The sequence below is a fragment of the Streptomyces sp. NPDC001868 genome, assembly GCF_040297125.1.
Classification (GTDB): domain Bacteria; phylum Actinomycetota; class Actinomycetes; order Streptomycetales; family Streptomycetaceae; genus Streptomyces.
Window position 1 is genome coordinate 1 of sequence record NZ_JBEOYO010000064.1, and the last position, 17,909, is coordinate 17,909.

Below are 17,909 nucleotides of genomic sequence, written 5' to 3' on the forward strand. Positions count from 1 at the left end.
ACATTCCGAACCCGGAAGCTAAGCCTTACAGCGCCGATGGTACTGCAGGGGGGACCCTGTGGGAGAGTAGGACGCCGCCGAACAAATATTGAGAGAAGCCCCGCCGGGAAACCGGCGGGGCTTCTCTGCGTTCAGGGGCAGAATTCAGGACGGCTCCACCAGTTTTGTGTCGTACGCCAGGATCACCGCCTGGATGCGGTCCCGTGAGCCCGTCTTCGCGAGGATGCGGCCCACATGGGTCTTGACCGTCGACTCCGCGAGATGGAGGCGGGCGGCTATCTCGGCGTTCGTCCAGCCTTTGCCGATGACGGTGAGGATTTCCCGTTCGCGGTCGGTGAGGGACGTCAGGCGTGGGTCCTGGAGCGCGGGTTCGGCGGCGGGCTCTCCGGGGGCGACAAGGCGCTTGGCGTAGGTGTCGAGGAGGCGGCGGGTCAGGCTGGGGGCCACGACCGCGTCTCCGGAGGCGACGGCTCGTATGCCGGAGAGGAGCTCCTCGGGGAGGGCGTCCTTGACCAGGAAGCCCGAGGCGCCGGCGCGGAGGCCTGCGTAGGCGTACTCGTCGAGGTCGAACGTGGTGAGGATCAGGACGCGGGTGCGGTCGCCGGAGGCGACGATGCGGCGGGTGGCCTCGATGCCGTCGAGGCCGGGCATGCGGACGTCCATCAGGACCACGTCGGGATGGAGTTCGGCCGTCATACGGACCGCTTCGGTGCCGCCCGGGGCCTCACCGACGAGTGTCATGTCGTCCTGGCTCTCCAGGAGCATGCGGAAGCCGAGGCGCTGGAGGGGCTGGTCGTCGGCGATGAGGACGGTGGTCACTGCGGGGTTTCCTCCGGGAGGTGAAGGTGGACTCGCCAGCCGCGCTGCGGGTGAGGGAGTGGGCCGGCCTCAAGTGTGCCGCCGTACAGGGCCGTTCGTTCGCGCATGCCGGGGAGGCCGCGGCCGCCGTTCGCCGGGGTGGGCGGGGCGGGGGTGGTGCGGGCGGTGTCGGTGATCGTGAGGGAGACGGCGCCGGAGTCCTCGTAGGAGATGAGGAGTTGGGACGTGGCTCCCGGTCCCGCGTGTTTGAGGGTGTTGGTGAGGGCTTCCTGGATGACGCGGTAGACGGTGAGCTGGCGGCCGGGGGGAAGGGTGGGGGTGCCTTGGACGGTGGTGTGGACGGGGAGGCCCGCGGCGCGTACGCCGGTGATGAGGTGGTCGAGGTCGGTGAGGGTGGGCTGGGGCGTGAGGTCGGCCGGTGGGGCGGGCCGGGTGGTGTCCTCGGGGTCGTCGCGCAGGACGTCCAGGAGGCGGCGTAGTTCGGCGAGGGCCTGGCGGCTGGTGGTGGAGATGGCGTCGAGGGCCTCGGCGGCGCGGACGGGGTTCTTCGCCGCCGCGTAGCGGCCGCCGTCGGCGAGACCGGTGATGACCGAGAGGTTGTGGCCGATGATGTCGTGCATCTCGCGGGCGATGCGGGCGCGTTCGGCGGCGGCGGCGAGGCGGAGCTGCTGGTCGCGTTCGACTTCGAGCTGGCGGGCGCGTTCGACGAGGGAGGCGAGGTACTCCTTGCGGGTGCGGACGGCGATGCCGGCGAGCGCCGCGAGGGCCAGGCTCATCGCGACCGGTATGGCGTTCTGGTCGAAGCCCTGGTCGGCGGGGTAGCGGAGGCCGCCGATCACGAAGGGGAGGACGGTCAGGGCGTACGACCAGAGCAGGGTGCGCTGGCGGGTGCGCAGTGCCACGTGGAAGAGGGCGACCAGGAGGAGCATCGAGGCCTGGAGGAAGGCGCCGGTCCAGGTGTTGACGACGGCGAACGGCAGCATCGTCAGGAGGGTCGGGAAGGGGCGGGTGCGGCGGGCGATGAGCGGGACGCTGAGGCCCAGGGAGAGGGTGAGGATCAGTCCGCCGGGGAGTGCGGGGTTCTCGGTGACGTTCAGCCAGCCGCCGCTTGTGTAGTCGATGAGGGCGGCCGTCACGAAGGCGGCGGCGACGAGCAGGTCCCAGAGGCGGGGGCGGCGGCGGTCGAGGTCGCGGGCTCGGTTGGTGAGGCGCTGGACGTGGCGGGTGAGGGGCTGGGGGCCGGTGGGGTGCCAGTCGGACTGGGTGCCGTCGCTTGTCACGGAGGCATCCTCGTACGTCTGCGCGAGTGGCGCGTCCGGCCGGGGCGGGAAACCGGGTGAAGGGTGTAGTACCCCGGTACTACCGTGGCCGGTATGGATCTGGTGGTGAGTGCGGGGAGCGCGGTTCCCGACGGGTACGTCGTGCGGGCCGTTCGGGCTGATGAGTGGCGGGCCGTACGGGAGTTGCGGTTGGCCGCGCTGTTGGATCCGGTGGCGCATCTCGCGTTCCTGGAGACGTACGAGGCTGCGGTGGCGCGGCCGGACGCCTTCTGGAAGGAGCGGGCGGCGGGGGCCGCGGAGGGGGCTCGGGAGCGGCGGCAGTTCGTCGTGGAGAACGTGGCGGACGTGGCGGACGGGGACGGTGGGTGGGTCGGGACCGTGACCGTGCTCGTGGAGGAGGCCGGGGTGCGGGACTTCTTCGGGGGGATCGTCGAGCGGCGGCAGGCGCATCTGGTGGCGGTGTTCCTGCGGGACGGGCATCGCGGGAAGGGCGTGGGCGAGGCGATGTTCGCGGCCGCCGTGGAGTGGGCCCGGGAGGCCGGGGTCGAGCGGGTGCGGTTGTTCGTGAACGAGGGGAACGGGCGGGCCGCCGCCTTCTATCGGCGGGTCGGGTTCGTGCCGAGTGGGGTGACCGTCGAGGGCGATGAGGGGCGGGAGTTGGAGTACGTCCTGCGGTCGGCGCAGGCGTAGGCGCGGGCGCAGGCGTAGGTGCGGGTGCCGGGTGGGCTGGTGTTAGCGTTCGGCGGCATGGACGACAGCGTGTATGTGGGCAATGCGGGCAAGGACGCGGCGCTGGACCGGGGTTGGCTGCTCGGGCACTTCAAGGCCGAGGGCGATCCCCGGCGGAGTGAGGCGGTGGAGATCAAGTGGGGTGTCCATCCGCGGGGTGATACGCGTGCGCAGTGGGTCCAGGGTGAGGAACGTACCGCCCTGCAGGTGCTGATCAGCGGTCGTTTCCGGGTCGATTTCCCCGGCCGTAGCGTCGTGTTGGAGCGCCAGGGCGACTATGTCGTCTGGGGACGCGGGGTGGACCACTCCTGGGTCGCGGAGGAGGAGTCGGTGGTGCTGACCGTGCGGTGGCCGTCCGTGCCCGGGTACGCGGTGTCGGACGGGGATGCTTCCTGACCCCTGCTAGGGCAGCGGGAGTTCGGCGTTCGGCCAGCGGGATCTGGCCTGTTCGCGGGAGCGGAGGAGGGCCAGGGTGGGCAGGCCCCGGTCGGCGCCGGAGGTCAGCAGGGCCGGGAGCTGGGGGAGTGGGGCCACGGCTGCCACGTCGTCCAGGACCAGGGTGAGTGGTGGGTCGAGGCGGCCGGAGGATGACCGTTCGGCCATGCGCCGGCCGCGCTCGACCACGCTTGAGGCGAGGGCCGTCAGCAGGGGCATGGCGGATGGGTTCGCCTTTGGGTCCTCGATGGGGTCGCCGACCACATAGAGCGTTCCCCCCTCGTGCACGAAGGAATCCAGGGCGAGGGAGTCCGCCCGGTTCGGGGTGCAGGATTCGCGGACGTTGACCGTGGAGAGGGCGGAGAGGGCCCGGGCCGTCAACTGCTGGGCGATGTCCCGGCGTTCGGGGTGCGAGGTGAGGGCCGACTCCAGTTCGCCCGCCGCGCCGGGGGCCGCCTTCGGGTTCGTACGGAGGGTGCGTACCGCTTCCTGGACGTTGCTGCCCTGGGCCCAGCGGTGCAGGTGGCGGATGGTGCGGGCGTCTATGGCGGCGGCGTGGAGGTAGCTGCGCAGGAGTGTCTCCGCGGTGTCCGCCATGGCCTGGTCGATCTTCGCGGTGGGGCGGATGGGGGCGAGGAGGGCGGTGGCCCTGGCCGCCGCCGTCGGCTTGTCCTCGCAGCCGGCGATGGGGGACCAGTGGAGGCGGGCCGGGGTGTCGCAGCGGTGTGCGGGGTCGTAGAGGAGGACCGGGCCCAGCTTCGCGCGGGCGTCCTTCGTGTCCGACCAGAGGGTGGGGTCGGAGGTGACCACCAGGGCGGGGCCCTCGGCGTCCCGTACGGCCTGGGCGGCGGCGGGGCGGCGGGACTCGGCGGGGCCGAGGACCACCGAGGGGGGTGGTGTGGTCGCCCAGCCGGCCGGGGCCGCGAGCGGAGCGGCGGGCTCGTCGTGACGCGGCTCGGGGAGCGGCGGGGAAGGTGCGGTGGGTGCGGTGGGTGCGGGGGGCGTCGAGGTCGCGGCCAGGGCGGGGAAACCGGCGGGGGGAGCGAGGCCGCCGCCGTGGTGGCTTCCGGCGGGCTGGGGGACCGGCGGGACCGGGGTGGTCGCCGGGCCGGGAGCGTCGGCGGCCGATGTGGTGGGCGAGGGCCCGTGCTGGGCGTGGCCGTCGCCGGGGTGTGGCTGGGCTGTGGGCGCCTGCTCCACGGGGGTGTGGGGTGCCGGGCCCGGGTGGTGGGCGTATCCCCCGAGGTGCGGTGTGCCGTGGCCGGAGAACTCGGTCGGTGCGCCTGCCACCGCTCCTGCCCCGGCTGCGGCTCCGCCCTTCCCCTGGGCCCGTGCCGCCTTCTCCCGTGCCCGTACGGCCCTCCAGCGGGCCAGGGTGCCCATGGTGAAGACGGTCAGGACGAGGAGGACCATGAGCTGGCTGATGAAGAGGCCCCAGAAGAGGCCGTAGCCGGAGAGCTGGGCGGCGGGGGTGTCCGGCCAGGCGGCGGGGAGGTCCTGAGGGGCGCCGACCAGGCTGCGTACGGCCAGGGGTGTGCGGGTGAAGGTGACGGCGTCGGGCCAGGCGCCGTGGGCGAAGAGGCCGGCCAGGCCGGTGGCCGTCCAGACCAGCAGGGTCAGGCACACCAGGAAGCCGAGGAGGGCGATCAGCAGCCCGTCGGGGATGCCGCCTCCGCCCTGCTCGGGGCGTCGTCGGTCGTCGGGTCTCATCGCACGCCGCCGTTCACGCCGTTTCCTCCGCCGCCGTTCACGCCGCTACCTCGCCCTGCCCTGTGTTCGTTCCGGCTCGTCCCTGGTCCCGTTCGGGCTCAGGCCACTGTCGACTCGGAGGAGCCGTATCCGTCGACCTCGCTCAGTCGCTGTTCGACGAAGGCGGCTGCCCGTTCCTCGGCCTCCAGTTCGGCGGCGTGGAAGGCGTCGTCCTCGTCGAGCAGGTGGTCGACGGACGATTCGGTCATCGCGCGGTCGGTGAAGACCAGGGGGCGTTCGGTCTCGGTGATCAGGTGTTTGACCACCTGGACGTTGCCGTTGACGTCCCAGACGGCGATGCCGGGGGTGAGCGTGGGGATGATCTCCACGGCCCAGCGGGGCAGGCCCAGTACGCGGCCCGTCGCCCTCGCCTCGTCCGCCTTCTGGGCGTAGATCGTCCGGGTCGAGGCCATCTTGAGGATGGCCGAGGCTTCCTTCGCCGCCGCGCCGTCGACCACGTCGGACAGGTGGTGGACGACCGCGACGAAGGACAGGCCGAGCCGTCGGCCGAACTTCAGCAGGCGCTGGAAGAGCTGGGCGACGAACGGGCTGTTGATGATGTGCCAGGCCTCCTCGACCAGGAAGATGCGCTTCTTCCGGTCGGGGCGGATCCAGGTGTGCTCCAGCCACACGCCGACGATCGCCATGAGGATGGGCATGGCGATGGAGTTGCGGTCGATGTGGGACAGGTCGAAGACGATGAGGGGTGCGTCGAGGTCGATGCCGACGGTGGTGGGGCCGTCGAACATGCCTCGGAGGTCGCCGTCGACCAGGCGGTCCAGGACCAGCGCCACGTCCAGGCCCCAGGCCCGTACGTCGTCTATGGCGACGTTCATCGCCTCCGCGGACTCCGGTTCGGGGTGGCGGAGTTGCTCGACGATGTCGGTGAGGACCGGCTGGCGTTCGACGATGGTCTCGTTGACGTAGGCGTGGGCGACCTTGAGGGCGAAGCCGGAGCGTTCGTCCAGGCCGTGGCCCATCGCGACCTCGATGATCGTCCTCAGGAGAGCCAGCTGGCCCGTCGTGGTGATCGAGGGGTCGAGGGGGTTGAGGCGGATGCCCATGTCGAGGGCGGCCGTCGGGTCCAGGCGGATGGGAGTTATTCCCAGCTCCTGCGCGATGAGGTTCCATTCGCCGACGCCGTCCTCGCCCTGGGCGTCGAGGACGACGACCTGGCGGTCGCGGAAGCGGAGCTGGCGCAGGACGTACGTCTTCTCCAGGGCCGACTTGCCGTTGCCGGACTCGCCGAGGACGAGCCAGTGCGGGGCGGGGAGCTGCTGGCCGTAGAGCTGGAAGGGGTCGTAGATGTAGCCCTTGCCGGAGTAGACCTCGCGGCCGATGATCACGCCGGAGTCGCCGAGGCCGGGGGCGGCGGTCGGGAGATAGACGGCCTGGGCCTGGCCCGTGGAGGTGCGCACCGGGAGGCGGGTCGTCTCGACCTTGCCGAAGAGGAAGGAGGTGAAGGCGTCCGTGAGGGCGGACATGGGGTCCCGCATCAGCGACGTACCTCCTGTCCCGGCTTCTGTTCCGATGGATGATCCCGCATCGCGGTGGCCCTACCTTCGGATTCCGGTGGCGAACGGGAGCGTGTTGACGAAGGCCCGGTGGTGTTCGCGGTCGCACCACTCCAGCTTCAGATACGACTTGCCGGCCGAGGCCCTTATCGTCCGCTTGTCGCGGGCCAGGGCCTCGGGGGAGCGGGAGGAGACGGTGATGTAGCCGACGAGGTTGACGCCGGCCGCGCCGCTCGCGAGGTCCTCGCCGCGCTGGTCGAGGCGGGAGTGGGAGGCGACGTCGCGGGGGTCGACGGTGCGGTTCATCTTGGCGGCGCGGGACGCCTCCGCCTCGTCGTTCGTCTTCTCGGTGAGCATGCGTTCGATGGCGACCTCGGTGGGTTCGAGGTCCATCGTGACGGCGACGGTGCGGATGACGTCCGGGGTGTGGACGAGGAGCGGCGCCAGGAAGTTGACGCCGACCGGGGTCATCGGCCATTCCTTCACCCAGGCGGTGGCGTGGCACCAGGGGGCGCGGGTGGAGGACTCGCGGGTCTTGGCCTGGAGGTAGTCCGGCTCCATCGCGTCCAGTTCGGCCGGCCAGGCGTTGCGCTTGGTCATGGCCTGGATGTGGTCGATGGGGTGGTCCGGGTCGTACATGGAGTGGATGAGGGAGGCGAGGCGGCCCTGGCCCAGCGGCTGCCGTACGCGGATGTCGGCCTCCTGGAGGCGCGAGCAGATGTCTGTCAGCTCGCGGGCCATGACGACGGCGAGGCCCGCGTCCTTGTCGAGCTTGCGGCCCTGGTGGGGCCGGGCGGCGCGGGCCATGGCGTGGCCCTCGGCGGCGAGTTCGCGGGTGTAGTGCATACAGGCGACGAGGTACGCGCGGTGCTGCTCGCTGCTCGTGGAGACCATGGACTGCAGCTGGTCGTACGACTGCTGCAGCCAGCCGGGGGCGCGTTCGTCGCCGCGCTGGGCGACGTCCTTGGCGTGGGCGTCGGGGTCGGCGGGGAGCGTACGGGCGAGCATCTGGAGGCGGGTGACGAAGCCGTCGCCGTTGGCCACGTGCTTGAGGAGGGTGCCGAAGCGGTCGACGAGGGCTTCCTGGTCCTCGGAGTCGCGCAGGCCGACGCCCGGGCCCTCGATCTCGATGGCGGCGGTGACGGTGCGGCGGTCCGCGTGCAGCAGGACGGCGATCTCGTCCGGGCCGAAGGGCGCGGCGAGCCAGGTGATGCGGCCGATGCCCGGCGGGGGGCCGACCTCGACCTCACGGCCGTCGAGGCGTGTGCCGGCCTCCATGTTGGCGGAACGGTACGTCGTGCCGCTGCGCAGGCTGCGCTTGTAACTGCGGTTGATCTCGAACCACTTGTAGAACGTCCGCCGCTTGTATGGCACGTACACCGCGGCCAGCGCCAGCATCGGGAAGCCCGTGAGCAGGGCGATGCGGGGGACGAGCACCGGGACGAGGAGGCCGCACATCATGCCGAGGAACGCGCCCGCGATGATCAGCGCGATCTCGCCGGACTCGCGGTTCCGGCCGATGATCGCGTTCGGCCGGGCGCGGCCGATCAGATAGGTACGGCGGGGCGTGATCGGATGGGACATATGGGCCGCGTGGGAATCAGTCGTCAACGCCCTTCACCTCCCGTGCGGTTGGAGCTGCTGTTGCGGGTGTTGCCGGCGTGGGGGGTGTTGACCGGGCTCGTACGGGGCGGCGGTGCGGCGGAGGGGACGGATCCGCCGCCTCCGCCCGGGGTGCGCGAGCTGTGGGCGGCCACGCCGCCGGATGCGGGGTTGGCCTGGCGGGGGGTGCTGCTTCCGCCTCCGCCGCCGTTGTTGTCGGCCCGGGAGCTGTGGGTCTTGATGCCCTGGGCGACGAGGCTGGCCGGGGAGCTGATCACGGCGGCGGCCTTGCCTTCGGCGCCGCGCATGATGCGGTTGTTGCGGGAGTTGGCGATCTCGTCGCCGAAGCCCGGGACGAAGCGGTAGATCATCGCCGAGGCGAAGATGGCGAGGAGGATGATGGCGAGGCCGGAGACGACCGCGGCGAGGGAGTCGGGGCCCTCCTCCGTGGTCAGGGCGCCGGCGAGGCCGAGCACGATGACGATGACGGGCTTGACCAGGATGATCGCGATCATGATGCCCGCCCAGCGGCGGACGTGGCCCCACAGGTCCTTGTCGACGAGACCGGCGTAGACGACGACGCCGAGGAGGGCGCCGACGTAGAGGAGGACGGCCCTCAGGTACAGCTCCAGGTAGAGCACTCCGGCGGCGACGATGGAGATCAGCGACACCAGGATCAGCATGATCGGGCCGCCGCCGATGTCGTTGCCCTGCTTCAGGGCCTCGGAGAACGTGCCGAAGAACGTGTCCGTCTGGTTGCCGGTCGTCTTGGCGATGATGTCGCTGACGCCGTCGGTGGCCGAGACGACCGTGTAGAGGATCAGCGGGGTGAAGGCCGAGGCCAGCACGGTCAGCCAGAGGAAGCCGACGGCCTCCGAGATCGCCGTCGTGAACGGCACGCCGCGGACCGCTCGCTTGGTGACCGCGAGCAGCCACAGGACGAGGGTGAGGATCGCTGAGGCGGCGAAGACGACCGCGTAGTGCTTCAGGAACGTGAGGTTCGTGAAGTCGACGTTCGCGGTCTCGTCGACGGCTTCGGAGAGCTTGTCGACGGTCCAGGAGGCGGCGTCGGCGCAGCCTTGGGCGAGGGAGGAGAGGGGGTCGAGGGTGGTGGTGAGGTCATTGGGGGTGGTGCCCGAACCACCACCACCGCCTCCTCCGTTGTCGCTCTCGCAGTACTCCCGGGCCGCGCCGGAGAGCAGTGAGCATGAGTCCCCGCTGGGGGAGGGTGAGGGCGACGGTGTGGGTGCGGCGACGGCACGCGTCGCCAGGAGGACGAGCGTGGTCTGTACGGCTGTGAAGGCTGCGGCGACCTCGAGTACGCGGCGTTGCCTACCGGGCATAGGTGAACCCTCCGTACTCCTCGACGGCCTTCGAGATGTCGTCGGACGTCGAGACCTTGTTGTCGCCGTTGACCGGCGCGGGACCTTCCTTCTGCGCGAAGCTGTCGACCTTCCAGTCGTCGTTCTCCCAGCGCAGGTGGAGGGTCATGGTGAACCAGTCGCTGGTGACCGGGTTGGTCGTGCTCTCCGATGCCATGCCGAACACACCCGTGCACCAGACCTCGACGGTCGCGGCGCTGTCCGAGTAGCTCGTGGTCGTGGTGCCGACCGGCATGGTGCGTGAGACGTATGTGCTGCCGTCCGGTGCGTTGCCGTCCTGGTCCAGTCCGACCTTGGTCAGGAAGTCCGTGCTGTACACCGTGTTCAGACGGTCTTCCAGATCGGCCGACTTGTCGGCGGTGAAGACCCGCTGGACGATCTCGCTTCGCCGTACCGGCTTGAGGATGTCGGCCGAGACGAGCACCACGGAGTAGTTGGCCGCCGCCGATTCGGCGCCCTGCTGGTCGTGGGCGAAGCCTGAGGGGATGCCCCCGGTCTTCGTGGTCACCGGCCGCTCCCCCGAAGCCGCCGTAGGCGCCGTCTCCGCCTTGTCTCCGCCGGCGGTTCCGTCGGTGTCGGAGTTGCCGTCTCCCCGGTTCGCGAAGGCGATCGCGGCGATGAGGAGGACGACGACGCCGACGACGGTGACGAGGCTTCTGGAGGAGGAGCGGCCCCGGCGGGGGTCGCCGCCGCCGTCGGGGAGGCGGGTTCGGGTCTGGCCGGTGCCGGCGTAACCGCCGTACGCGCCGTCGTCACCGGAGCGCGAGGGCTCGCCGTGCCCGTGCTCGTCGCCGAGACTCATGCCGCAGTCGCCCCTTCAACTTCGACGTCGTACGGAAAGGCGTAGCAGTACGACGGTAGCCGCGCTGGTTCCCGCGCGGGCGCGGTGTGGAGACTCGACATCAGGGAAACGCAACCTCAGCCGGTGGGCACGACGGACGGGTGGGGTGGATGGGGAACCGGCCGCCGCGCTACACGGCCATGCCGTACACGATGGTGAAGAGCGTGCCCAGTGAACCGATGATGAAGACGCCGGTGAGGCCGGCGATGATGAGGCCCTTGCCCTGTTCGGCGCTGAAGGTGTCGCGGAGGGCGGTCGCGCCGATGCGCTGTTTGGCCGCGCCCCAGATCGCGATGCCGAGGCAGAGGAGGATGGCGACCGCCATCACGACCTCGATCATCACGCGTGCCTCGTTGCCCAGGCTGCCGAAAGGCCCCCAGTCCGGGGCGATTCCGCCGATGATGGTGGTGATGTCGCCCTTTTCGGCCGCAACGAACATATAAGTCACCGCCCCTAGTGGGTAGTTCTGTTGTCTTCGCTTGCTGTGCGACGCGTGCGCCTCGGCGTCCGCATCGCACGCCTCCGCGCGGGTGCGCAGAGGTCGGGCCCATTCTCGCCGACAATGACACTGTCGCATGTCGACTTGACGTCATTGATTGGCGGTTTTCGTACGGATCCCTTGCCGCCGGCCCGCGTGGGACCCTAACGGGGGGTGCGGAACGGTAAACGAAGGGTCGTATCGTCACTCTGTGTATCACGGCAGGTCACGTCGGGCAACGAGGGTGAATCGGAACCTGTGGTGTGGTTCCGTCGTTATTCCCCTTCTGTGACCTCTGGAGGGCGGCCCGGCCCCGCTTCTGACGGGGTGTCGGTCGCGCCCTTCCGCTGTTCGGTCGGGTCCGGTGTGCTCCGGGTTCGAGTGTGCCTGATGTGGACGTAAGGGTCGTGTGTGGGGCCGGGCCGCTGATCGACGCCAACTTCGATCCGCTGGAACCGCTTTGCCCGGCTGCCGGCTGAGGCGTTGTCAGTGGTCGTGGATACGTTGGGGTCATGAGTTCTTCGCTGAGTGTGTATCTGCTGGATGTGGCTGCCACCCGGGCGTTGGTCGGGTCCGGTGACGAGCAGTTGCTGGAGGTCGTGCGCGGTGAGTTCGGGGGCGATCTGGCGCGTGACGACGAGTGGTTCGCGTCCGAGATCGAGGACGGGGCGCCGACGGCGTACGAGGCGTTGCGGGCCGTCGTGCACGGGGGGCCGTTCGGTGAGGACGGGGACAAGGAGCACGCGTTTCAGTACGGGTACGCGTACAAGCGGCTGTGTTCCCTCACGGGGTCGTTCCTGGACAACAGCTGTTTCACCCCGCACCGGGGCGACTGGCTGTCGGTGGTCGACGAGGGGCTGACCGCGCTGGGGATCACGGCGGTGTCGGTGGAGGAGTTCGGGTACAGCGATCTGCCGGCTCCGCTGCCGTCGACGTACATCCCGGGCTGTGGTGAGTGGACGCATGAGCAGTGTCTGCGGGCGCTGGAGCAGTTCGAGGCGACGAAGGCGAAGGACGGGGCTCCGCCGCCGCTGGAGCCGGAGGTCGTGGAGGCGGTCATGCAGGTCCTCCAGTGGCTGCGGCACGCCGAGTCGCGGCCCGGCTTCGGGGTCATCGGCTTCAAGTTCTGAGTACGGCGGTCCTTGCCCTGATGTGGGGAAGGGGGGAGGGGGAGGAGGGGCGCGTGCGGCTGGGGGCTGAGGAGACTCCTGAGCTGTGGGCGTTTCTGGGTGGGCTCCGCCTCGGTCAGGTCCTCTCCGGGACGGTCGCGGCGGTGGAGAGGTTCGGGGTGTTCGTGGCGCTGGACGAGGGGCCGGAGCATCCGGTCTTTCCCGGGGTCGGGTTCATCACCGTTCCGGAGCTTTCGTGGCGGCGCGTCGAGGACGTCGCGGAGGTGGTGCGGGTGGGGCAGCGGGTCGCGTGTGAGTTTCTGCAGTTCGACACCTGGAACGGGGAGGCCCGGCTGTCGTTGCGGGCGATGGAGCCGGATCCCTTTCAGGCATTCGCGGACCGGGTCGAGGTGGGGCGGAGGCTGCGGGGGCGGGTCACGAAGGTGGTTCCGTTCGGGGTCTTCGTGGAGGTGGCCGACGGGATCGAGGGGCTGGTTCACCTGAGCGAACTCGCCGTGGAGCCGGTGGAACCGGTGGAGATGGCGGACCCGGTGGAGATGGCCTGCGGGGGCGTCGGTGTGGGGGACGAGATCGTGGTGGTGGTGACCGAGGTCGACCGGGTGTGGCGGAGGCTTTCGCTGTCGCGGGTTCCGGACCTGGGTTCGTCCTAGGGGCTGGGCTGCCCGTTCCTGTGTCAGCCGACAGGACCCGGCTCCCGCGTGCCATTCTGCGCCGATGCCGAGAATCGGATCGATCGTGCTGAACGTCGCCGACCTCGGTCGCGCCTCCGGCTTCTGGAGCGCCGCCCTCGGTCACACGCCCCGTCCCGGGCGGCCCGAAGTGCTGGCCCCGGCCGACGGCCGGGGGCCGCTGCTCTGGCTGGACGAGGACGACCGTACGCATCTCGACCTGTGGACCGACAGCGCTGAGGAGCAACGGGCCGAGGTGGAGCGGTTGTTGGGGCTGGGGGCCACCCGGGTCGAGTGGGGGACCCCCGAGGGTGCCGACTTCGTCGTTCTCGCGGATCCGGAGGGGAATCTGTTCTGTGTGATCGACACCGCCGCCGGGGGGTGAGCCCTGGCAGGGCTCAGGCCTCCGGTTGCCCCGCGGTCGGCTCGTAGTCCCCCACGCCCTCCACGCCCTCCACGAAGTGGTCGAACTCCCCGGCTTGGACGCCCAGGACGAACGCGTCCCACTTTCGGCGGTTCGTCGTCACGACGTTGTCGGGGTCGCTCGTTTCGCGGATGTAGACGGGGGCTTCGGGGTCGTCCTCGCCGTCGCCCTCGCCGAAGGCGAGTTCGATCCAGGGGCCAGGGCCGGTCGCGTCGTCGGGGGCGGCGCGGATCCAGTCGAGGTCCGGGGGGATGTCGGACACGAGGTGGCTCCTCCTCTGGGGGCTGCCTGGGTGGGCTTCTGAGCGTGCCCCGGTGCTGTTCGACGCCGGGTGGCCGGGCGTGGCGTGGTGGGGTCGGGGGCGGTCGCTCGGGTGTGTCCGGTCACCGTATCCCCGTCCTGGACGCGGGCAGGGGGGAGTTGTCCGGGGTTGGCCGGGGGGCGTCGGGTGATCATTCCTATGGAGGGGGGCCGCCTCTACACTTGCTGGCGGCGGACTGGCGCGCGGTGAGGGGCGGTTGACGGTGCGTAAGGCGTGGATCGTGGCCATCGCTGTCGGCAGCGCCGGGCTCAGCTTCGTGATGGTGCTGGTCGTGGGTGTCTATCTGGTCGCCGGGAATCTCGCGAACGGGATCGGCGGGAAGTCCGTCGGGCTGGCCAAGGGGGCCGTTCCCGCCGCCTATCAGGCGCTCGTACAGAAATGGGGCAATCTGTGCGACGCCATCAATCCGGCGTTGCTCGCCGCACAGCTGTACCAGGAGAGCGGGTTCAATCCGAAGGCGCAGAGCCATGCCGCCGCGCAGGGGATCGCGCAATTCATTCCGGGGACCTGGGCCACGCACGGGCTGGACGGGGACGGTGACGGGGACCGCGATGTGTGGGACCCGAATGACGCGATTCCGTCGGCCGCCTCGTACGACTGCTCCCTCGCGAAGTACGTGAAGGACGTACCCGGTGATCCGACGGCGAACATGCTCGCTTCCTACAACGCGGGGGCGTACGCCGTCATCAAGTACGGCGGTGTCCCGCCGTACAAGGAGACCCAGAATTATGTGAAGACGATCACGACGCTGTCGGAGAGTTTCGCCGCGCCCACGACCCGGGTCGATCCGAGCGAGCAGGCGGCCGGGGCCATCGCGTACGCGCAGAAGAAGCTCGGGACGCTGTATCTGTGGGGCGGTACGGGTACCGCTGAGCAGGGCGGACGCTTCGACTGCTCGGGGCTGACGCAGGCGGCGTACGACAGTGTGGGGATCACTCTGCCGCGGGTCGCGAACGATCAGTACAACGCCGGGCCGCACCCCTCGCGGGACGAACTGCTGCCGGGGGATCTCGTGTTCTTCTCCGACGACCTCACCAACTCCCGGGCCATTCGGCACGTCGGGATTTATGTGGGGGGCGGATACATGATCGACGCGCCGCGGACGGGGGCCGTCATCCGGTTCGACCCGATTGATACCCCCGACTACTTCGGTGCCACCCGGGTCACCGAGGATGGCGCGAAAGCGTTGCCCACGACGGTCTGACAGTGCCGTAATTCTCCGTGAACCCATGCCCTGAGCTGCGGAGACGTGTCTCTCTTCGATAACGTCTGAGTGATCATTCAGTGGAGGGTGGAACGCATTGAAGGGGAGTGTGCGTTCCTATTTGACGTAGCGCGTTGACGCTGGAGCGGAAGCACTACGCACACCACGGGGGTGGCACAGCGCGGCGCACGTACGGGTGCGGTCGCGGGAACGATGACGAAAGGGCCGCAGCACGATGGCTGGACTCGCCGCGCATGCCGCACTTGCCGCTGAATCCGGATCGAATCCCGACGTCGAGCTGCTCTACGACATCAACGGCCTCGCCAAGGACGCGCCGCACTGGCTCGACCGGGTGATGGAGTTCGTCGGTGAGTACGGGCTTCTCTTCGTGATGGTGCTGCTGATTCTGGGGTGCTGGTGGGGGGTGCGGAAGCGGGGTGGGGAGGATGCCGCCTCGTCCGTGGCCGCGTTGGTGTGGGCGCCGCTCGCCGCCGGCGTCGCCGTGCTGGTCAACGTGCCGATACGCGGGTTCGTGGAGCGGCCCCGGCCCTTTCTCGATCATGAGGGGCTGGAGGTGCTGGTCTCCGGCAAGACCGACTACTCGTTCGTGAGTGATCACGCGACGCTGATCATGGCGATGGCGGTGGGGTTGTTCGTCGCCGATCGGAAGTTCGGGGTGGTCGGGCTGGTGGTCGGGCTGCTGGGTGGGTTCATCCGGGTGTACATGGGGGTGCACTATCCGACCGATGTGATCGGGGGGTTCGCGTTGGGGACCGCGGTCGCGTTGTTGCTGTCGCCGTTGGCCATGGCGCTGCTCACGCCGTTGATGAAGGCGGTGGAGCGGTCGCCTCGGGTGGGGTGGGTTGTGCGGGCTCGGGGGCGGGATGGGGGGCGTGCGGTGATTCCGGGGGCTCGGGTTGAGGGTGCCTCGGCGGAGGAGCGGGATCTGGCGGCCTGAGGGTTCGCCCGGGAGTTCTTCGCCCCCGCCGCCCCTACCCGTCCCATCACCAGGGGCTGTGCCCCTTCGACCCCCTGAGCGCCTTATGGCTCGGGGGGTTCTGTTCTTTGGCGGGTGCGGGTTGTTCGTGGTTGCTCGCGCAGTTCCCCGCGCCCCTGGAGGGGCCTTCGGCCCTCCAGGTCCGATACCTCCTGGAGGGGGCTTCGGCTCTCCAGGGCTGTCCGTTACAGGGCCTGGGGGAAGGTGAAGAAGCGGTTGGGGTCGTATTTCTTCTTCAGGGTGGTCAGGCGGGGGGCCGCTTCGCCGTAGTAGGCCTTTTTCCAGTTGGTGAGGGTGGGGTCGGTGTAGTTCTGGTAGGCGGCGCCGGAGGCGTGGCGGGTCATGGACTTGTGGGCCGTGGTGAGCCAGGACTGGGCTGTCGTGCCGGAGGTGCCGGACTTCCAGGAGGCGAGGTACTGGGCGAGCATCCGGGAGCGGCGGTGGACGAAGGCCGTGGCCGTGGGGGAGACGCGGTTGATCTGGCCGCCCAGGGCGGTGAGCTGGATGGAGCCGGCCCCGCCCTTCACGCCCGTGATCTGGGTCAGCAGGGTCTGGATGCCCGCCGAGGAGATCGAGCGGTCGAAGAAGTCCGAGCGGGCCGCGTACGTCTCGCGGCCCAGCGCGCCCTGGGGGGAGCGGCCCGGTGTCGAGCCGGGCAGATGGCACTTGGCGTCGGTCGAGAACGAGGAGCAGCCGGCGTAGCCCTCCATGGCGTCCTCGTACGAGCGGCGCCTGAGGGAGACGCTGCGGGCCGGGGTGCCGACACGGTCGGCGAGGCGGTCGAGGGCGTTCTCCAGGTCGCCGTACGTGCCGAGGGAGAAGGCGGCGACCGAGATGGAGGGACTGCCTCCGTTCTGGATGTGGCAGGAGGACCAGATCTCGTCGGGCTGTGCCGGGCCCCACTCCTGCCAGGCCTTCACGACGGCGGCGGCCTTGGACCACGGCCAGGTGAGGTACGCGGTGACGCCCTGAGGGGCCGCGTGGGTCTTGAAGCGGAGTTCGGTGACCACGCCGAAGTTGCCGTTGCCGGCGCCGCGTAGTGCCCAGAAGAGGTCCTTGTTGGTGCTGGCGTTCGCGACGAGTTGCTTGCCGTCCGCCGTTATCAGCGTGGCCTGGGTGAGGCTGTCGCAGGTCAGGCCGTAGGCGCGGGAGCTGACGCCGTGGCCGCCGCCGAGGGTCAGGCCGGAGACGCCCACGGTCGGGCAGGAGCCGGCGGGGATGGTCACGCCCTTCGCGGCGAGGGCGCGGTAGACGTCGATCAGCTTCGCGCCGGCGCCGATGACCGCCTCGTCGGCGGAGGCGCGGACCTTGTTCAGCTTGGAGACGTCGATGACCAGGCGGCCGTTGCCGGAGGACCAGCCCGCGTAGGAGTGGCCGCCGTTGCGGATCGAGACCTTGATGTCGTGGGCCCTGGCGTAGGCGAGGGTGGTGCGGATGTCGTCGGGGTGGGCGACATAGGCGACCGCCGTGGGCTTCAGGGTGTCGTAGCGGGTGTTGTAGAGCTGGCGGGCCGTGGACCAGGCCTTGTCGCCGGGGCGGACGAGGGGGCCGTCGAGGTCCTTGGCCAGGGCTGACCAGTTGGCGGCGGAGGCCTTGGAGACGGTGGCCGTGCCGGTGGTGGTCCGCAGGGACGTGTCCGTGGTGTCGGTGCCGGTGCCGGTGCCTGTGCAGGCGGTGGCCGTCAGGGTGGTCAGTGCGGCCGCACCGCCGATGAACGTGCGTCGTTCCATGTGTGCCTCCCGGTGCGCCGCGTGGGTTGGTCGTGGAACGAGACGGGGTTGGTGGGGGAGGGGTTCCAGGATTCTCGCCCCCGCCGCCCCTGCCCGTCCCATCACCAGGGGCTGTGCCCTTTCTGCCCCCCTTCTTCGGGGGCTGCCGCCCCCAGGTCCCCGCCATCGGATGAGGGGGCTTGTGTGGGTTTGTGCGTGTCGGAGCGTCGTGGCTTGTCGCGCCGTTCCCCGCGCCCCTATCGGGCGGGAGTGGGAGTAGGGGCGGGGGTGACCGGGCAGTCGTGAATCTGTAGTCGGTCGAGCACTTAGGGTTACAAGGTGGGTGGGGGTGGTGGGAGTTATGTGGAACGCTTGAGTCCACTGGTGTGGGAGAGGTGATGGCTACGGGATGGCGGCATCGGAATCTGGACGTGCCCTCACCGTGAGCATTCCGTGACCTCACCGCACTGTCGGCAGGGGTTCACTCGCCGTTCACTTCCGTCCATCGGCGGCTTCACCTGATCTGCCTAATTTCGGCCTTACCCGGTGCGGGATGCGGACCGAAATGCGGCCGTGCAACCCGTGACGACAGCAGTCTGAGGGACCGAAGGCATCCGCTGGACAGC

The 17,909-nt window shown here is 69.9% G+C and carries 17 protein-coding genes and 1 rRNA gene; 8 read left to right on the plus strand and 10 right to left on the minus strand.

Translation table 11 applies throughout. The features are described 5' to 3' along the window. Positions 1–83, plus strand: a 5S ribosomal RNA gene (rrf, locus tag ABT147_RS40770); the annotation flags it as partial. Between the two features lie 61 nt (positions 84–144). Here rrf and ABT147_RS40775 read toward each other — a convergent pair. After that, positions 145–819 (minus strand): response regulator, encoded by a 675-nt coding sequence (locus ABT147_RS40775; RefSeq protein ID WP_351416136.1) that lies wholly within the window; start codon positions 817–819, stop codon positions 145–147. Further along, positions 816–2,099, minus strand: a complete 1,284-nt coding sequence (locus ABT147_RS40780; RefSeq protein WP_351416138.1) for a sensor histidine kinase — start codon at positions 2,097–2,099, stop codon at positions 816–818. Before ABT147_RS40780 ends, ABT147_RS40775 begins: the two co-directional genes overlap by 4 nt. Positions 2,100–2,192: 93 nt before the next feature. On the opposite strand from ABT147_RS40780, the gene ABT147_RS40785 reads away from it, so the two are divergent. Continuing rightward, a complete protein-coding gene (locus ABT147_RS40785; protein WP_351416140.1) occupies positions 2,193–2,789 on the plus strand; it encodes a GNAT family N-acetyltransferase in 597 nt (198 codons plus the stop codon). A gap of 57 nt (positions 2,790–2,846) precedes the next feature. Further along, positions 2,847–3,224, plus strand: a complete 378-nt coding sequence (locus ABT147_RS40790) for a cupin domain-containing protein (RefSeq protein WP_351416143.1) — start codon at positions 2,847–2,849, stop codon at positions 3,222–3,224. Between the two features lie 6 nt (positions 3,225–3,230). Here the strand turns inward: ABT147_RS40790 and ABT147_RS40795 are convergent, their stop codons facing one another. The 6 genes from ABT147_RS40795 to ABT147_RS40820 form a co-directional block, all read right to left on the minus strand. Then, entirely contained in the window at positions 3,231–4,973 is a 1,743-nt protein-coding gene (locus ABT147_RS40795) for a type IV secretory system conjugative DNA transfer family protein (protein WP_351416145.1), read from the minus strand. Between the two features lie 98 nt (positions 4,974–5,071). Continuing rightward, positions 5,072–6,508, minus strand: a complete 1,437-nt coding sequence (locus ABT147_RS40800) for an ATP-binding protein (protein WP_351416147.1) — start codon at positions 6,506–6,508, stop codon at positions 5,072–5,074. Positions 6,509–6,568: 60 nt separating this feature from the next. After that, positions 6,569–8,110, minus strand: coding sequence for an SCO6880 family protein (locus ABT147_RS40805; RefSeq protein WP_351416239.1), 1,542 nt, complete (start codon positions 8,108–8,110; stop codon positions 6,569–6,571). Positions 8,111–8,133: 23 nt separating this feature from the next. Further along, positions 8,134–9,471: an energy-coupling factor transporter transmembrane component T family protein gene (locus tag ABT147_RS40810; protein ID WP_351416150.1), complete on the minus strand. Its 1,338-nt coding sequence runs from the start codon at positions 9,469–9,471 to the stop codon at positions 8,134–8,136. After that, entirely contained in the window at positions 9,461–10,312 is an 852-nt protein-coding gene (locus tag ABT147_RS40815) for a DUF8175 domain-containg protein (RefSeq protein ID WP_351416152.1), read from the minus strand. The genes ABT147_RS40810 and ABT147_RS40815 overlap by 11 nt, the downstream gene beginning before the upstream one ends. 169 nt (positions 10,313–10,481) lie before the next feature. After that, positions 10,482–10,790, minus strand: a complete 309-nt coding sequence (locus ABT147_RS40820; RefSeq protein ID WP_351416155.1) for a DUF8827 family protein — start codon at positions 10,788–10,790, stop codon at positions 10,482–10,484. Between the two features lie 551 nt (positions 10,791–11,341). On the opposite strand from ABT147_RS40820, the gene ABT147_RS40825 reads away from it, so the two are divergent. The 3 genes from ABT147_RS40825 to ABT147_RS40835 all read left to right on the plus strand — a co-directional run bounded on the left by ABT147_RS40825 (position 11,342) and on the right by ABT147_RS40835 (position 13,012). Then, positions 11,342–11,959 carry a DUF7691 family protein gene (locus tag ABT147_RS40825; RefSeq protein ID WP_351416158.1) on the plus strand — a complete coding sequence of 206 codons (618 nt, stop codon included), beginning with the start codon at positions 11,342–11,344 and terminating at the stop codon, positions 11,957–11,959. Between the two features lie 53 nt (positions 11,960–12,012). Further along, positions 12,013–12,609, plus strand: a complete 597-nt coding sequence (locus ABT147_RS40830; RefSeq protein ID WP_351416160.1) for a S1 RNA-binding domain-containing protein — start codon at positions 12,013–12,015, stop codon at positions 12,607–12,609. A gap of 64 nt (positions 12,610–12,673) precedes the next feature. Continuing rightward, a complete protein-coding gene (locus ABT147_RS40835) occupies positions 12,674–13,012 on the plus strand; it encodes a VOC family protein (RefSeq protein ID WP_351416162.1) in 339 nt (112 codons plus the stop codon). A gap of 13 nt (positions 13,013–13,025) precedes the next feature. Here ABT147_RS40835 and ABT147_RS40840 read toward each other — a convergent pair whose 3' ends face one another. Next, positions 13,026–13,313: a DUF397 domain-containing protein gene (locus ABT147_RS40840; protein ID WP_351416165.1), complete on the minus strand. Its 288-nt coding sequence runs from the start codon at positions 13,311–13,313 to the stop codon at positions 13,026–13,028. A 319-nt stretch (positions 13,314–13,632) separates the two neighbouring features. Here ABT147_RS40840 and ABT147_RS40845 point away from each other — a divergent pair, with 319 nt between their 5' ends. Together ABT147_RS40845 and ABT147_RS40850 are read left to right on the plus strand one after the other, a co-directional pair. Further along, positions 13,633–14,577, plus strand: a complete 945-nt coding sequence (locus ABT147_RS40845; RefSeq protein WP_502983251.1) for a C40 family peptidase — start codon at positions 13,633–13,635, stop codon at positions 14,575–14,577. Positions 14,578–14,812: 235 nt separating this feature from the next. Next, the gene (locus tag ABT147_RS40850) at positions 14,813–15,535 is read left to right on the plus strand and encodes a phosphatase PAP2 family protein (protein ID WP_351416169.1); all 723 of its coding nucleotides are present in this window, start codon (positions 14,813–14,815) and stop codon (positions 15,533–15,535) included. Between the two features lie 224 nt (positions 15,536–15,759). Here ABT147_RS40850 and ABT147_RS40855 read toward each other — a convergent pair whose 3' ends face one another. Continuing rightward, positions 15,760–17,304, minus strand: a complete 1,545-nt coding sequence (locus ABT147_RS40855; RefSeq protein WP_351416172.1) for an FAD-binding oxidoreductase — start codon at positions 17,302–17,304, stop codon at positions 15,760–15,762. Positions 17,305–17,909: the final 605 nt, after the last annotated feature.

What these genes read in the sequence shown, in the direction of transcription:
- ABT147_RS40785 (WP_351416140.1), top strand. Translation starts at nt 2,193, where the DNA reads ATGGATCTGGTGGTGAGTGCGGGGAGCGCGGTTCCCGACGGGTACGTC.
- ABT147_RS40790 (WP_351416143.1), top strand. Translation starts at nt 2,847, where the DNA reads ATGGACGACAGCGTGTATGTGGGCAATGCGGGCAAGGACGCGGCGCTG.
- ABT147_RS40795 (WP_351416145.1), bottom strand. Translation starts at nt 4,973, where the DNA reads ATGAGACCCGACGACCGACGACGCCCCGAGCAGGGCGGAGGCGGCATC.
- ABT147_RS40800 (WP_351416147.1), bottom strand. Translation starts at nt 6,508, where the DNA reads ATGCGGGACCCCATGTCCGCCCTCACGGACGCCTTCACCTCCTTCCTC.
- ABT147_RS40805 (WP_351416239.1), bottom strand. Translation starts at nt 8,110, where the DNA reads ATGTCCCATCCGATCACGCCCCGCCGTACCTATCTGATCGGCCGCGCC.
- ABT147_RS40810 (WP_351416150.1), bottom strand. Translation starts at nt 9,471, where the DNA reads ATGCCCGGTAGGCAACGCCGCGTACTCGAGGTCGCCGCAGCCTTCACA.
- ABT147_RS40815 (WP_351416152.1), bottom strand. Translation starts at nt 10,312, where the DNA reads ATGAGTCTCGGCGACGAGCACGGGCACGGCGAGCCCTCGCGCTCCGGT.
- ABT147_RS40820 (WP_351416155.1), bottom strand. Translation starts at nt 10,790, where the DNA reads ATGTTCGTTGCGGCCGAAAAGGGCGACATCACCACCATCATCGGCGGA.
- ABT147_RS40825 (WP_351416158.1), top strand. Translation starts at nt 11,342, where the DNA reads ATGAGTTCTTCGCTGAGTGTGTATCTGCTGGATGTGGCTGCCACCCGG.
- ABT147_RS40835 (WP_351416162.1), top strand. Translation starts at nt 12,674, where the DNA reads ATGCCGAGAATCGGATCGATCGTGCTGAACGTCGCCGACCTCGGTCGC.
- ABT147_RS40845 (WP_502983251.1), top strand. Translation starts at nt 13,633, where the DNA reads ATGGTGCTGGTCGTGGGTGTCTATCTGGTCGCCGGGAATCTCGCGAAC.
- ABT147_RS40850 (WP_351416169.1), top strand. Translation starts at nt 14,813, where the DNA reads ATGGCTGGACTCGCCGCGCATGCCGCACTTGCCGCTGAATCCGGATCG.
- ABT147_RS40855 (WP_351416172.1), bottom strand. Translation starts at nt 17,304, where the DNA reads ATGGAACGACGCACGTTCATCGGCGGTGCGGCCGCACTGACCACCCTG.